Origin of the sequence: Blautia sp. HCP28S3_G10 (genome assembly GCF_052065235.1) — a bacterium.
Classification (GTDB): domain Bacteria; phylum Bacillota; class Clostridia; order Lachnospirales; family Lachnospiraceae; genus Blautia_A.
In genome coordinates this window covers 113,546-128,656 of record NZ_JBQHUL010000002.1, presented here as the reverse complement: position 1 = coordinate 128,656, position 15,111 = coordinate 113,546, and the positions used below count along the sequence as shown (strand labels likewise).

Genomic DNA, 15,111 nt, shown 5'->3' with positions numbered 1-15,111 from the left:
GAGACGACTGACGTCGCTTCCCGCTCTTATTTTTCCCTATTTGGCTGTTTTATTCTCAAACCTGATAAAATGGTAGCTCTCTACTATCTGAAAGTATTTGATAATTCTTGGGTATAACGGCTCTGCTGCTTCGCCAAACTGCTCTTTCACCAGAACTGCTATATCAGCAACGGTTTTTTCTCCGTCAATCAGCGGCCAGATAAAACTGCCCTGACTGTCCAGATGGACCTTGGTAAACCGAGGCTTGTTAAAAATTTTCTGAGCAATCGTATTAAACGCTCCTGTATTCTCTACTTCCAGGATTACCCTGTCCTTGATGTCTTTGTGCCATCGAAGGTCCTGCGCCTTTACCGGCGTAAGATCCAGGTAATTCACATCCATTTTTTTATCATTTTTTTTCTTCATCAGGCTTTTTTCTTTTTCCATAAGGAGAATTTCAGCAGTGTCAGGATCATGATTACCATGAGAACAACACCACCGATATTACCAAAGTTGACTGCTCCGGATACATCCAAGCTGATGCCTGCAACTGCAAGGATTGCAAGAGCAATACCAACCAGACCTTCACCGGCGATCATACCGGCACAGTACAGAGTACCGTCTGTAACCTGATCATTCTTGGTTTTTTCATCAACGTTCTTTCTTCCATCCATGAACATACGAACAACACCACCGATCATGATAGTTGCGTTCAGGTAAATTGGAAGATAAAGACCGATTGCAAAAGGCATTACCGGAATTCTTAAGATTTCCATACCAATCGCAAGGAACACACCGATAAATACCAGTGCCCATGGAAGGTTTCCTCCCATGATACCCTCAACGATCATCTTCATAAGACCAGCCTGTGGTGCCGGAACTTCTGCTCCGCCGTATCCCCATGCTGCATCCAGAAGATAAAGGACACCACCGATTGCAAGACCGGAAGCAACAACACCGATGAGCTCACCGATCTGCTGGGACTTCGGAGTTGCACCAAGAAGATATCCTGTCTTAAGGTCCTGAGAAGTATCACCTGCAATAGCTGCAATGATACATATAACAGAACCAATAGCAATTGCTGCTTTCATTCCGTCAATTCCAGTCTGTCCGCTTCCTTTGATAACAATTGTTGAAATCAGAAGTGTAGCGATAGCCATACCGGATACCGGGTTGTTGGAGCTTCCGATCATACCTACCATACGGGAAGATACAGTTGCAAAGAAAAATCCGAAGATTACGATAAGTAAAGCTCCGAGCGGATTAACCGGGATAGCCGGTACAGCCCAGATAATAACTACCATTGCAACGATACCGATCAGAATAAAGTTCATCGGAAGGTCTCTGTCAGTTCTTGCTGTTCCTTTTACGGAACCGCCCTTCATGCTCTTCATAGAATCACGGAATGTAGTGATAATAAGAGGCATGGATTTGATCAGAGAAATGATACCGCCAGTTGCGATAGCGCCTGCACCGATGTATTTAACATATTTGCTCCAGATTGCTGCTGCTCCGCCAGCTGCATAAAGCTGGGAAATAGTAACTCCAGGATCTGCCGGATACAGCCATGTATCTGGTCCAAACAGACAGATCAGAGGAATGATAACCATCCATCCAACGATGGAACCTACAAACATGAAAGATGCGATACGAGGTCCTACGATATAACCAACACCAAGAAGTGCCGGATATACTTCCATACCGATTTCTCCCTTGAATGACTTAAATGCTGCAGAAACGTCTGCCGGGATAACTTTCAGGCCATCTACGACAAATTTAAATACAGCTGCAAGTCCCATACCGGAAAATACTGTGGAAGCGTTTGATCCACCTTCTTCACCTGCAAGAAGAACATCTGCACAGGCAGTTCCTTCAGGATAGAGAAGTGTTGCATGCTCTTTTACGATCAGAGCGTTACGAAGTGGTACCATGAAAAGAACACCAAGGATACCACCGCAGAGTGCGATCAGAGTGATCTCTACGAGACTCGGTTTGTCACAGAGACCCTCTTCTGCCCACAGGAAAAGTGCAGGCATTGTAAAGATGGCACCAGCTGCGAGAGACTCACCGGCAGAACCGATAGTCTGTACCATATTGCTCTCCAGAATGGAGTTTTTCTTCATGATCACGCGGATAACACCCATGGAAATAACTGCTGCAGGAATAGATGCAGAAACAGTCATACCAACACGAAGTCCCAGGTAAGCATTGGCTGCACCAAAGACAATCGCAAGGATAACACCCATGATCACGGATGTTGCCGTCATTTCCGGTGTGATTTTTTCAGCCGGAATATACGGTTTGAACTCTTTTTCGTTCATTGATTTCCTCTCCCTTAATTTTTTGGTCCATTAACCTGAGTACTTATTATAGCCGACATTTATTGATTAATCAAGCTTACTTTGTTATATTTTAAATAATTTCTTTATCTTTTTTTACATTTTCCCTGTTAAGATTTTACAGTTTTTGTATATAATGCATAATTATTCATTGACTTCCAGCTGTTTTGTGAGATATCGTCCGACAATTCTCGAAAAGCCTCTGATATCTCTGATATAAGCAAAATCTTTACCGAATATTTTTTTCTCAGTTGCAAGATCTTTTTCTTCTCCTGCAAACACCCCGAGAACGCTTACTTCAAGATTACGTAAGCGCCGCACTTCTGTAGCTGTATCTGCAATGGCTGTCTTCCCCTGATAAGGCTGGGGATTTCTGGCATTCGGCCTGTTTACGATCACATCATACGGTTTTCCGTCGCTGAGTACGATCAGAATCTTTTTGTCTTCCTCTCTCTGAAGGAGACTGTACCCTGCTGTCTTTATGGCAAGTCCGTCCCTGTTATTGGAAGAAGTTACATAATTGAAAATGTTTTCGTTTTCACTCCTCGAATCGTCATATTCCCGAAACCGATGAAGTATCGTATAGTCCCAGAAAGTACAGAAACTCATGACTCTGTGTGGAATGTCCACATTACTCAGTGCCTCGCTGATAATATACGCCTGCAGTGCAACTTCTCCCTGCCTGCTCATCTGTGAACCACTTGCATCTATCAACACATCAACAACAAACTCCGACGCTTCCCCCTTTACCTCCTGCTGAAAAACTTTTGCATCTTTCGTCCTGCCGATTCTCCATAATCTGGAAGGAACAATATTTCCACGATCTGCCAGAACCGTCTGCGTTTCTTTACGCAAAACCAGCGATTTTCGCAGTGCATCCGTAAGAACAGCAATATTTCGCTTGACAATTCTGTGTTTTTCATGGTACAGCCAGATATTTTTATTTTTCAGCCTCTTTGCATATTCATACTGATAGTTTCTCTTTGCCGGATTTTTAAGGATTCCCTCTGTAAAATACAGGCTGCAGTCTCCATGGACGCCTCTGCACATCAGATAATTGATTCTCTTTTCTTCCGCTTCTGTAAGATATGTCCGGCCATAGTTCAGTTCCACATAAGTATAGGCTTTTTCCAGCATTTCCGGAGTTACGACTGTAACCTTACGCTTTACTTCACGCTTTTTTTCCATCTCTTCCGTGACAGAAGTATTCTCAAGTCCTGTCATATTTCCTGTCAGCTGTTCCACATAACTTTCGAGAGCTTCTTCGTACATTTCCTCTGACAGAAAATCCTCCCACGAAAATTCCGTAAGCTCCTCCATCGTTACTGCCATAACCCGTTCAAGGTTTCCATGAACTGTCTCAAAAGAGGGATCGATCAGTGTATTATACAGTCTGTCTACTGCACGGATCAGTCCCATGGTATCTTCTGCTCTGCCGGCTTCTGCGATCAGCTCCATAAACGGCTGCATCTTTTTTTCTACCTGATGTTCACTTTCGGACAGACGATTTCTCAGTACTGAAACTTTAAATCTCCCCAGAAGATCATTCTGTGAGGGCATTTTTTCAAATTCCTGATCCAGAATATCTTCATAAGTCTGCCTCTGGATTTTTTTGACACCCGGCCGTTCTGCACATATTTTTTCACCAATTGCCTCTTCTATACACAGCTGTGCCACTGATGTCAGTTCATACTCCCCTGCCTGAAGAAAAATCTTCTTTACAAGGTACAGTCCCATAAGGTTTTTGTCATAGTATCTTGCAAAAGCCCCCTGCTTGATCCCGTCATAAAGAGCAATTGATTTTGATCTGAGAAACAGTGAAATATCAGGTTTCATTTCCAGGGTATAATCACCGCTTACTGTCCAGAGCAGGTTTTTTATACGGTTTTCCAGTTCAAGACGCTGATCATCCAAATGCATATCTTCTGTATTTTTATTCATATACGTCTTCTCTTGTCCATTCTTCCGGAATTCGTGTAGAAACAACATCTTCAACGATTTCTTTTTCAAAAACATCAAAAGTCTTATTCACCACACCCATCTGTACAGCTTTTCTCGGCGAAAGTCCTGTATCAACAATCTTCATCGCCGCCAGAAGTCCCCTCAGATCAAGTGCCTTTGTTGAAATTTCACTGTTCAATGCCTTTAGCTGAAGGTCAAGAAAAACTCCTATAAACTGTTCTACAGCTTTCTGTTTTGCATCCGGAAACATTTCCCTGAAAATAAATCCAAGAGTTTCCTCCGTCTGTGCCGGCATTTCGATCACAAGAAATCTGGATACCAGCGCCTCATTCAGTTCTTTTGTTCCTGCATATCCATAGTTCATAGTTCCGATAAATCTTGTCGCAGGATGAAGATCGATCTTGTCATATCCCGGTACATCAATGGAACGTCTGTAATCCAGCGTTGCATGAAGCACTGAGACCGCATCGTTCTTTGCCATGTTAATTTCGTCCAGGATTCCGAAACCACCGTATTCTGCGCAACGATAAATACTTCCCTTACGCAGTTTAACTTCATTGTCCTCAAAAGTATCTGTTCCTATCAGATCTCCACTGTTTGTATTAACATGGAAAGAAATATTATAAGAAGGCCGGTTAAAAATATATGCAAGATTTTCTGCGAGAATATTTTTTCCAGTTGCTTTCGGACCTGTCAGAAGAAGATTCTGTCCCTGCAAAAGTGCTGCGATCGCCATTTCCAGAATATCCTTTCCATAAAAAGGAATGGCAGGACGAATTACTCTTCCTGCCACTTCTTCAGGAACCGGAAATTCTGAGCGAAAATTTTCGACTTGTTTGATAAAAACAGGAGAAACTCCCTGTTCTTCCAGAAATTTCAGTTCATTCATATTTATTCTACCTCAGATTATACTTCAAAAATAAGATCTCCGTAAGATGGCATTGGCCACATAGACTTGTCCACAAGCATTTCCAGTTCGTCAACCGGTTTACGAAGAGCGTCCATTGCTTTTACAACCTGTTCTCTGCAATATACTGCACGTTCTCTTCCTTCTGCAACCTCCGGTACTTTCTCTACCAGTGCAGAAAGAGTATGCATAGCTTCGTTTGTTTCTTTTAAAAGAGCAGAGCATTTCTTGAGAAGTTCAGCCTGAACACTTACCTCAGTTACTCCGGCTGCTTTTACTGCATTGATGGAATCTGCCAGCACTGTAGTATATCTGATCACTGCCGGAATGATCTGTTTGGTTGCAATATCGATCATGGTTTTTGCTTCTATATTAATAGCTTTTGCATAGATCTCATACTGGATTTCTGCACGTGATTCCAGTTCAGCTTTGGTAAATACATGGAATTTCTCAAACAGATTTACTGCCTTTTCAGTTGTAAGTGCCGGAATCGCATCTACCATGGATGGAAGATTTGGAAGTCCTCTTCTCTTTGCTTCTTCTGCCCATTCCGGTGCATAGCCGTTACCATTGAATACAATACGCTGATGATCAATAGCATATTCCTTGATAAGATCATGAACCGCCATATCAAAGTCTTCAGCTTTTTCAAGGCGGTCACATGCTTCCTTGAATACTTCTGCTGCAATCGTATTCAGTACAACATTACATTCAGAAATAGAATCCCTGGAACCTACCATACGGAATTCAAATTTATTGCCGGTAAATGCAAACGGTGATGTACGGTTTCTGTCTGTTGCATCTTTCATAAAATCAGGCAGTGTCTTAACACCTGTTTCCAGAATGCTTCCCTTCTTACTGTGGGTAGCTGTACCTGTACTGATCAGCTGATCCAGAACATCTCCAAGCTGTTCACCAAGGAATACGGAAATAACTGCCGGCGGTGCTTCATTACCACCCAGACGCTGGTCATTTCCAACATCCGCTGCTGATTCACGGAGCAGATCCGCATGTGTATCTACTGCTTTCAGGATACAGGTGAGTACCAGGAGGAACTGAATGTTCTCATGTGGTGTTTTGCCTGGATCAAGGAGATTGATTCCGTCGTCAGTTGTCAGAGACCAGTTATTATGTTTACCGGAACCGTTAACTCCTGCAAATGGTTTCTCATGAAGCAGGCAGCGCATTCCGTGACGGCTTGCGACTTTTTTCAGGATACGCATCATGATCTGATTATGGTCAGCTGCAATATTTACCGGTGCGTAAATAGGTGCCAGTTCATGCTGTGCAGGTGCTACTTCATTGTGCTGTGTCTTTGCAGTTACACCAAGCTTCCAGCACTCTTCATTTACTTCTTTCATATATGCGGAAATTCTCTGACGTATTGTTCCCAGATAATGGTCATCCATTTCCTGGCCTTTCGGAGGCATTGCACCGAAAAGAGTTCTTCCTGTGTATGTCAGGTCTTTACGCTGAAGCCATTTTTCTTTATCAATAAGAAAGTATTCCTGTTCTGCACCTACTGACGGTGTAACTCTTTTGGAAGTAGTATTTCCAAACAGACGCAGAAGTCTCAATGCCTGTGTATTAATTGCTTCCATTGAACGAAGAAGAGGAGTTTTCTGATCCAGTGCTTCTCCTGTATATGAACAGAAGGCTGTCGGAATACAGAGTATTCCACCTGCTGCATCATGACGTACAAATGCCGGTGATGTGCAGTCCCATGTAGTATATCCTCTCGCTTCAAAAGTTGCGCGGAGTCCTCCTGACGGGAATGATGAAGCATCCGGCTCGCCCTTGATGAGTTCTTTTCCTGAAAAACTCATCAGAACTTTTCCGTCTTCTCTCGGTGCTGTGATAAATGCATCATGTTTCTCGGCTGTTACACCGGTCAGAGGCTGAAACCAGTGACTGTAATGTGTTGCTCCTTTTTCGATTGCCCATTCTTTCATTTCATGAGCAACTACATCTGCAACCTCCATGGAAAGTTCCTTGCCTTCTTCAATTGTCTTTTTCAGCTCTTTGTAAACTTTCTTCGGAAGTCTCTCCTGCATAACAGAATCATTGAATACATCGCATCCAAAAAGTTCTGTCACATTCACATAATCTGACATTCTCTTTCTCCTTTATGTATGGTTTATGATTATTTTCTGGTACTTTTCAGATAAAGATTCATTGCTTTATGACGGTTTTCTATTTCCACAAGTGTCTGATCTCCGCCAAACTCTCCATCGAGAGTCCACGGCACAGCTTCTTCTGATTCAATCGTGATCTTACTTGTCTTAAAAGAATGAACAAGATCTGTATTATCTTCTGCCATTAGAAGCGCTGTCATGATCTCCTGTAATTCCAGTGGATTTTTTGGACATACGATCAGTGTCACTTCAAAAAGTCCGTCGTTCATGTCTACGTTTTTGCCTGTGAGGTTCTTAAATCCACCTACAGACCGGGAATTAGTAATCATTCCCACTATAAAATCATCTTCCACCTCAAGCTCATCTGATGTAACTTTCATATGGTAAGATTTTATATCAAAAAGACGTTTTACGCCTTCCAGAAGGTATGCAACATGTCCCAGAACATTCTTCAGATCCTGATCTGTTTCATAAGAAACATCTGTAAAAAGGCCAAATGCTGCAACATATGCAAACGTCTGATTATTAAATCGTCCAATATCACAGTGATAAAGTTCCTCTTCCATAATCATCTCGGCCGCCTTTACCATATTCTTCGGCATGAACAGACTGTTTGCAAAATCATTGGTACTTCCGGCCGGAATATATCCGATAGGTACCTGACTCTTCTGTTCCATAATTCCGGTCACGACCTCATCAAGGGTTCCATCTCCTCCGCTGCAGACGATCAGATCTACCGTATCCGCATATTCCTTTGCTTTCTGATACGCATCTTTTGAAGCCTGCGTGGCATGCACGATAATCTCATACTCATGGCTGCTGAATATATCTATGATATCCAGAAGGTGTGTTTTAATTTTTCCCTTCCCTGCTTTGGGATTAAAAACAAAAAGCATTTTTTTTCCCACGGTCTGAAATCCCCTTTCTGTTTTTGTTTCATGTGCATGTAATATCATACAACAAAATCGCCAAAATTCCTAGATGCAAATTTTTGTACTGCCTGTCCCAAATTTTTTGGTGATACCGTTTATACATAAAAGTCGCGGCAACGATTCTGGATTATTGCCGCGACGTGCTTATTTCTGTATGCTTTTTATTTTACAGTGACTGTAAGTGTTTTGGATTTCTTGCCGTAGATTCCCTTTCCCTTTGCAGTTACAGTGATCTTATATTTACCTGCCGGGGTTCCTTTCTTAACAGTAACCTTTCCTTTGGCAGATACTTTCACGTATTTGGAATTCGAGGATCTGTATGAAACTTTTCCCTTTGCTTTAGCGGTTTTGACTGTAAAGGTTTTTGCTTTTTTCTTTACTGCTGAGGCTTTGATCTTCTGGTTTTTGGTAAGTACCTTCAGCGGATTGGCTGCTTTTTTCACAGTAAGAGTAACTGTCTTTGATACTTTTCCTGTTTTGATCGTAATCTTTACTTTACCGGCAAATTTTTTCGGAACCGTTACTTTACCGGCTGATGATACCTTAACCTTGGAACTGCTGCTCTTATAAGAAAGCTTTCCGCCATTGGAAGCCTTTGCACCGATCGTCCATGTCTGAGATTTTGAAGCACTGGCTGTCATAGTTTTATTGGAGGCCTTGATTGTAACACCTTTAATAGCTGTAGAACTTCCGCTCTTACCGTCAAGTGCGACAAATTCAATCCCATCGTTGTTCTTCGCATATGACTCTGCTCTCGTTCCTTTGTATCCATAGATAGTCAGCTTGTCGCCATCGAATGCCCACGAAAAAATTCTGTCAACATTTCGCGGTATTGTAATTTTCTTCAGAGCTGTACAGTCCTTAAATGAATACAGATTCAGATACAACGGTCCCTTTCCAAACGTCACACTGGAAAGAGAACTGCACCCCCTAAAAACACTTATACCCACTTCTTCCAGACGATCCGGAAGAACGATACTTTTCAGACTTGTACAGTTCAAAAAAGAACTATCATACATTATTTTCAGATTTTTAGAAAACACAACACTTTCCAGTTTTTTACACTCAGCAAACGCTCCTGCCCATAATGTTGTTATTGTATCCGGCATGACAACCTTTTTCAATTCCTTAAACTCAAACAGATTGGCTGCAAGCTCCTTCACCGGATATTCTTTTCCATCTACTATTCTGGTTGCAGGAATCTCCACCACTTCTGGAAATTTTGCATCAGACCATGCAGTTCTAAGTATTACTCCGTCACCGGCTTCATTCAATCCCCATGAATAGTAAACTCCCTTGTAATACTGGGCTGAATAATCGTAATCACCTGCCGCTTCAGCTACAACCTCCTGGTCTGTAAAATCAGCTGCAAAAACGTTGCCCCCCAAAAGACTCGCTGCCATCAGTGCAGAAAGACCAAGGGCTGTAATTTTTTTAATTTTCATACGCCTGTACCTCTTTTTATGTTTTTTTTAATTATACATGAACATACTCAGCCCCGCAATAATAATCTTTAATAGAACAAAGCGGACATATTCCAAATGCATCTGGTCGCATTCTCACGGAGCATTTTTTGCTTTATCAGAACATTACAAAGTAATTTCCTATAAAAAAATCCTCTGAAATATTCAGAGGATTAAGTAGCGAGAGGGGGATTCGAACCCTCGACACCACGGGTATGAACCGTGTGCTCTAGCCAACTGAGCTATCTCGCCATATGAAATTATAAAGATAAAAAGTAGCGAGAGGGGGATTCGAACCCTCGACACCACGGGTATGAACCGTGTGCTCTAGCCAACTGAGCTATCTCGCCATATGAATGGGGCCTACAGGGCTCGAACCTGTGACCCTCTGCTTGTAAGGCAGATGCTCTCCCAGCTGAGCTAAGACCCCATTTATCAATCATGAAAAGCTTCTTCAGATGGCTTCTCACAACCGACTACGTTAGTATACTATGTATAATTCCACGTGTCAACACTTTTTTTATTTTTCGGGATATTATTTTTTGTATTTTTTATAAATTTCCAACAATTTTGTCTTTTATTATTGCAAGTATTTCCCTTGGAATATAAATCAGCAGTCTCCATGAACGGTATCTGGAAGGTATCGGATATATGTTTTGGAAACCGCATTTTCTGCCTATGGCCACTCCACGGAATACATGAAAATTATTGGTAACTACTCCTACAGACGCTTTCTCATTCCCGATCAATTTCATGCTGAATGCAAGATTTTCACTGGTACTGGTTGACTCTTCCTCAAGAATCAGCCTTTCTCCGTCAATTCCATGTTCTGTCAGATATCCATACATGGCACGTGCTTCGCTCATCTGTTCTCCATGTCCCTGTCCACCGGATAAAACAGCCCGTGTCTCCGGATTATCTTTCAGATATTCAAAAGCCCTCCTGGTTCTTTCCAGAAGGGCTAATGTCAACCGTCTGCCGTCCACATGGGCACCCAGTACGATAATATAATCCAGATTTTGCGGAACTTTCATTATCTTCCGCAGCAGTATTTGTATTTTTTTCCGCTTCCGCAAGGACAGGGATCATTACGACCGATTTTGTGCGGTTTTACAACTGTACCGGATTTTTTCTGTTCCATATAGAGTTCTTTACGTTTCTCTTCTGTAAAGATGTCATTCCACTGTGGCAATTCATACAGCCAGTCAGCTTTTGCATCTACCATATTCTTGTAAAGAAGTTCTTTATCGAATGCAAGTGTAACTTTTGTATTCTCGTCCATTGTCTCGATCGGATTCGGAATCTTAAGACTGTCATTGATTCCGTCAAGGAAACCAACCATAGTCAGAATTTCCTGCCCGTATTTATCAGCCAGTTCTTTAACTGTGCCGCTTACAACTTCATCCGGATTGGAAAGAAGCTGCTCATAGATTCCTTTTTCAATATTAAAATAGTTTGCCCAGAATCTCTGGAGCTGATTGCGGTCTGCCTGCTGATTGTAAGCAATTTCACGCCACTGCTCTAAGATTGTCTTTTCACTCATTATTTTATCCTCTTTTCAAAAAGTTTACCTGCGACCCATTATAACATCTTTCAGTATAAAACACAAACAGTTTTTATTTTACTCCCATTTTTTCAAGCTCTGCTGTCACCTGCTTGAAACCAGTAAACTGGATTGCCTGAATCCCCACATCTCTGGCACCCTGGCAGTTTTCTTCCCTGTCATCAATAAATACACATTCATCTGCCTTCAGTCCAAATGTCTCCAGAAGATTTTCATAAATCTGATGCTCCGGTTTGAGCATATTTACGTCACATGAGAATATCACACCATCCATATACTTTAGGAACGGCATTTCTTTTTTGTTTTTCTCCACCATATAATGGCTGTAATTTGAAAGAATGTAAAGATTATATCCCCTGCTTTTGAGATATTTGACCCAGGTTTCCGCATATGGCATTCTGTGGATACACTCAGGAGTCCTTCTCATTACTTCCCTGATATCACTCTCATATTCAGGTGCAAGTTCCACACACTGTCTTACATACTCTTCCTCATCATAAAGTCCCCTGTCTCTTTCGTCCCATACAGGACTTTTGAATGTGGCATTTACAATCCGATTTCTTTTTTCTTCAGAAAAATCAAACTTATCCACATAAGACTTCCAGTCAAAATCAACTAATACACAGCCAACATCAAAAATAACATTACGAATACCTTTACTTTCTCCAGACGGCTTTTTATTTTTATTGAGATAACGATACAGCATCCATATGGCATATGCCATAACAGCAACAAACAGCATTGCAAAGATGGAAGCCATAAACATATTCTGCGAAAAATCACCCTTCAGTGCAAAGTACATCGGAAGTGCTGCCACTGCCAGAAGAAAAATAATGCCAATGATCGCTCCATAGCGTTTCCAGTTTTTCATAATGTCTCCTTTCGTTATACAAATCACGCCGGAGAAAAACTCCCCGGCGCCTGATCTGATTCTGAAATTTTAACAGCATTATTTATTTCTATAAATGATATCGTTACGTCCCGGTCCGTTGGAAACCATTGTGATCGGGAATCCGATGTGTTCTTCAACGAATTCTACATACTTACGGCAGTTTTCCGGAAGATCTTCGTATTTCTTAATTCCGCGGATATCAGTTTTCCAGCCCGGAAGTACTTCCAGAACCGGTTTTGCTTTCTCAAGAAGTCCTGTTGTCGGGAATTCAGTAGTTACTTTTCCATCAATCTCATAGCCTGTGCATACCGGAATCTCATCAAGATATCCCAGAACATCCAGTACTGTAAATGCAACATCTGTAGTACCCTGCATACGGCAGCCGTACTTGGAAGCAACACAGTCAAACCAGCCCATACGTCTCGGACGACCTGTAGTTGCGCCGTATTCTCCACCGTCACCGCCACGTCTTCTGAGTTCATCAGCTTCTTCTCCAAAGATTTCAGAAACAAAGGCTCCTGCTCCTACAGCACTTGAGTATGCTTTGCAGACAGTGATGATCTTCTTGATCTCATATGGAGGCACACCTGCACCGATTGCACCATAAGCAGCCAGTGTTGAAGAAGATGTAACCATTGGATAAATACCATGGTCTGGATCTTTCAGGGAACCAAGCTGACCTTCGAGAAGAATTTCTTTGCCTTCTTTCAGTGCATTCCACAGAAACAGGGATACATCGCCAACATAAGGTGCTACCATTTCTCTGTATTTCATCAGTTCATCATAAACTTCGTTTGGATCAAGAAGCGGTTTATGATACAGATGCTCAAGAAGAACATTCTTTGTTTCAACAACACGCTCAACTTTTTCTCTCAGAGCTTCATCATGGAAAAGTTCGTTTACCTGGAAGCCGATTTTTGCATATTTGTCAGAATAAAAAGGTGCGATACCTGATTTGGTAGACCCGAAGGATCTACCTCCCAGTCTCTCCTCTTCATACTGATCAAACAGAATGTGATATGGCATAACCATCTGTGCTCTGTCAGAAATCATGATCTTCGGAGCCGGAACTCCTCTGCTTACTACTTCGTTATACTCTTTAAAGAATAGAGGGATATTCAGCGCAACACCATTTCCGATAACACTTGTTGTATGATTATAAAATACACCGGACGGAAGGGTATGCAATGCAAATTTACCATAATCATTTACGATTGTATGACCTGCGTTTGCTCCTCCCTGGAATCTTACGATAATATCTGCTTCCTGGGCAAGCATATCAGTGATCTTACCTTTTCCCTCATCTCCCCAGTTAGCTCCTACTACTGCTTTGATCATAACACTTTTCCTCCTTGTGTTTCTTTGATCTGTTACAATGATGTTGGGGATACCCCCAACTCTAACAATATTTTATGATACCTACGGATTGTTCCACACTTTGTACTCTCACAGTCCTGGTATCATACGTTTATTTCAGCTTTAATACCAAGCATGTCCTTGTGTGCGTCAAGAACCGGCTGAACAGTCTTTGCAAGGAATGTTTCCGTCTGTTCCTTTGCTCTTCCCACATATCTGGACGGCTCCATAGATTTACGCAGTTCATCAATTGTCAGATTGAATGCCGGGTCAGCCGCAATCAGTTCAAGAAGGTTATTATCCTTTCCTTCTACCTTCACGGTACGTCCTGCTTCCATGGAAAGCTCACGGATACGTTCGTGAAGTTCCTGACGGTCTCCACCAGCTTTAACTGCATCCATCATGATATTTTCAGTTGCCATAAACGGAAGTTCAGCCATCATATGTTTCTCGATAACTTTCGGATATACTACAAGTCCGTCTACCACATTCAGACAGAGATCAAGAATTCCGTCGATTGCAAGGAAGCCTTCCGGAATGCTGAGACGTTTGTTTGCGGAATCATCAAGGGTTCTTTCAAACCACTGTGTAGCGGATGTGATCGCCGGATTCAGTGCATCGATCATGACATATCTGGAAAGAGATGCGATACGTTCACTTCTCATCGGATTTCTCTTATATGCCATTGCTGAAGAACCGATCTGGGATTTTTCAAATGGCTCCTCGACTTCTTTCAGATGCTGAAGAAGACGGATATCATTTGACATTTTGTGTGCGCTTGCTGCGATTCCTGCAAGAACATTCAGTACTCTTGTATCAACCTTACGTGAATAAGTCTGTCCAGATACAGGATAACAGTTTTTGAATCCCATTTTTTCTGCGATCATCGGATCGATCTTGTCTATGGTTTCCTGATCACCCTCAAAAAGTTCAAGGAAGCTTGCCTGTGTTCCTGTAGTTCCCTTGGAGCCAAGAAGTTTCAGTGTTCCAAGCACATATTCCAGATCTTCCAGATCCATCAGGAATTCCTGTGTCCACAGAGTTGCACGTTTACCTACTGTTGTAGGCTGTGCAGGCTGGAAGTGTGTGAATGCCAGTGTTGGCTGATCTTTATATTTATCTGCGAATTTTGACAGTTCTGCAAGAACATTTACCAGTTTCTTCTGAACCAGTTTCAGTGCTTCTGCCATAACGATAATATCTGTATTATCACCTACATAGCAGGATGTTGCACCCAGATGGATAATACCTTTTGCTTTCGGGCACTGTACACCATATGCGTACACATGGGACATAACATCATGACGGACCTGACGCTCTCTTTCCTTTGCGACATCATAATTGATATCGTCTTTGTGAGCTTTCAGTTCATCGATCTGTTCCTGAGTGATATTCAGGCCAAGTTCTTTTTCTGTTTCAGCCAGAGCGATCCATAATCTTCTCCATGTACGGAATTTCATATCCGGAGAAAAGATATACTGCATTTCTTTGCTTGCATAACGCTCTGAAAGGGGACTTACATATCTGTCTGTACTCATGTATTTACTCCTATCATCTCAATGGATTAACATGTTACGGTATC

At 42.0% G+C, this 15,111-nt stretch carries 12 protein-coding genes and 3 tRNA genes; all 15 read right to left on the bottom strand.

Going from position 1 to position 15,111, the window contains the following annotated elements; genetic code table 11:
• Positions 1 to 36: 36 nt before the first annotated feature.
• A complete protein-coding gene (locus ACTNB8_RS01805) occupies positions 37 to 405 on the bottom strand; it encodes a PqqD family protein (RefSeq protein ID WP_441051793.1) in 369 nt (122 codons plus the stop codon).
• The gene (locus ACTNB8_RS01800; RefSeq protein ID WP_441051791.1) at positions 405 to 2,300 is read right to left on the bottom strand and encodes an OPT family oligopeptide transporter; all 1,896 of its coding nucleotides are present in this window, start codon (positions 2,298 to 2,300) and stop codon (positions 405 to 407) included. Before ACTNB8_RS01800 ends, ACTNB8_RS01805 begins: the two co-directional genes overlap by 1 nt.
• Before the next feature lie 162 nt (positions 2,301 to 2,462).
• Positions 2,463 to 4,259 carry a cobaltochelatase CobT-related protein gene (locus tag ACTNB8_RS01795; protein ID WP_441051789.1) on the bottom strand — a complete coding sequence of 599 codons (1,797 nt, stop codon included), beginning with the start codon at positions 4,257 to 4,259 and terminating at the stop codon, positions 2,463 to 2,465.
• Positions 4,252 to 5,169: an AAA family ATPase gene (locus ACTNB8_RS01790; RefSeq protein WP_441051787.1), complete on the bottom strand. Its 918-nt coding sequence runs from the start codon at positions 5,167 to 5,169 to the stop codon at positions 4,252 to 4,254. Before ACTNB8_RS01790 ends, ACTNB8_RS01795 begins: the two co-directional genes overlap by 8 nt.
• A 17-nt stretch (positions 5,170 to 5,186) precedes the next feature.
• Positions 5,187 to 7,301 carry a glutamine synthetase III family protein gene (locus tag ACTNB8_RS01785; RefSeq protein ID WP_441051785.1) on the bottom strand — a complete coding sequence of 705 codons (2,115 nt, stop codon included), beginning with the start codon at positions 7,299 to 7,301 and terminating at the stop codon, positions 5,187 to 5,189.
• A 29-nt stretch (positions 7,302 to 7,330) separates the two neighbouring features.
• On the bottom strand, positions 7,331 to 8,230 hold the full coding sequence (locus ACTNB8_RS01780) for a diacylglycerol/lipid kinase family protein (RefSeq protein WP_441051782.1): 900 nt from the start codon (positions 8,228 to 8,230) through the stop codon (positions 7,331 to 7,333).
• Between the two features lie 185 nt (positions 8,231 to 8,415).
• Positions 8,416 to 9,699, bottom strand: coding sequence for a leucine-rich repeat domain-containing protein (locus ACTNB8_RS01775; RefSeq protein ID WP_441051781.1), 1,284 nt, complete (start codon positions 9,697 to 9,699; stop codon positions 8,416 to 8,418).
• 196 nt (positions 9,700 to 9,895) lie between these two features.
• A tRNA-Met gene (locus tag ACTNB8_RS01770) sits at positions 9,896 to 9,969 on the bottom strand.
• 24 nt (positions 9,970 to 9,993) lie between these two features.
• Positions 9,994 to 10,067: transfer RNA gene (locus ACTNB8_RS01765), tRNA-Met, on the bottom strand.
• A 7-nt stretch (positions 10,068 to 10,074) separates the two neighbouring features.
• Positions 10,075 to 10,147: transfer RNA gene (locus tag ACTNB8_RS01760), tRNA-Val, on the bottom strand.
• Positions 10,148 to 10,268: 121 nt separating this feature from the next.
• Positions 10,269 to 10,751, bottom strand: a complete 483-nt coding sequence (locus tag ACTNB8_RS01755; RefSeq protein ID WP_441051779.1) for a YdcF family protein — start codon at positions 10,749 to 10,751, stop codon at positions 10,269 to 10,271.
• A complete protein-coding gene (locus ACTNB8_RS01750; protein ID WP_441051777.1) occupies positions 10,751 to 11,260 on the bottom strand; it encodes an SEC-C metal-binding domain-containing protein in 510 nt (169 codons plus the stop codon). Before ACTNB8_RS01750 ends, ACTNB8_RS01755 begins: the two co-directional genes overlap by 1 nt.
• 73 nt (positions 11,261 to 11,333) lie before the next feature.
• Complete coding sequence (locus ACTNB8_RS01745; protein WP_441051776.1) at positions 11,334 to 12,152, bottom strand: HAD family hydrolase; 819 nt, start codon at positions 12,150 to 12,152, stop codon at positions 11,334 to 11,336.
• Between the two features lie 78 nt (positions 12,153 to 12,230).
• On the bottom strand, positions 12,231 to 13,511 hold the full coding sequence (locus ACTNB8_RS01740) for an adenylosuccinate synthase (RefSeq protein WP_441051775.1): 1,281 nt from the start codon (positions 13,509 to 13,511) through the stop codon (positions 12,231 to 12,233).
• Positions 13,512 to 13,633: 122 nt separating this feature from the next.
• A complete protein-coding gene (gene purB / locus ACTNB8_RS01735; protein WP_441051773.1) occupies positions 13,634 to 15,067 on the bottom strand; it encodes an adenylosuccinate lyase in 1,434 nt (477 codons plus the stop codon).
• Positions 15,068 to 15,111 lie beyond the last annotated feature (44 nt).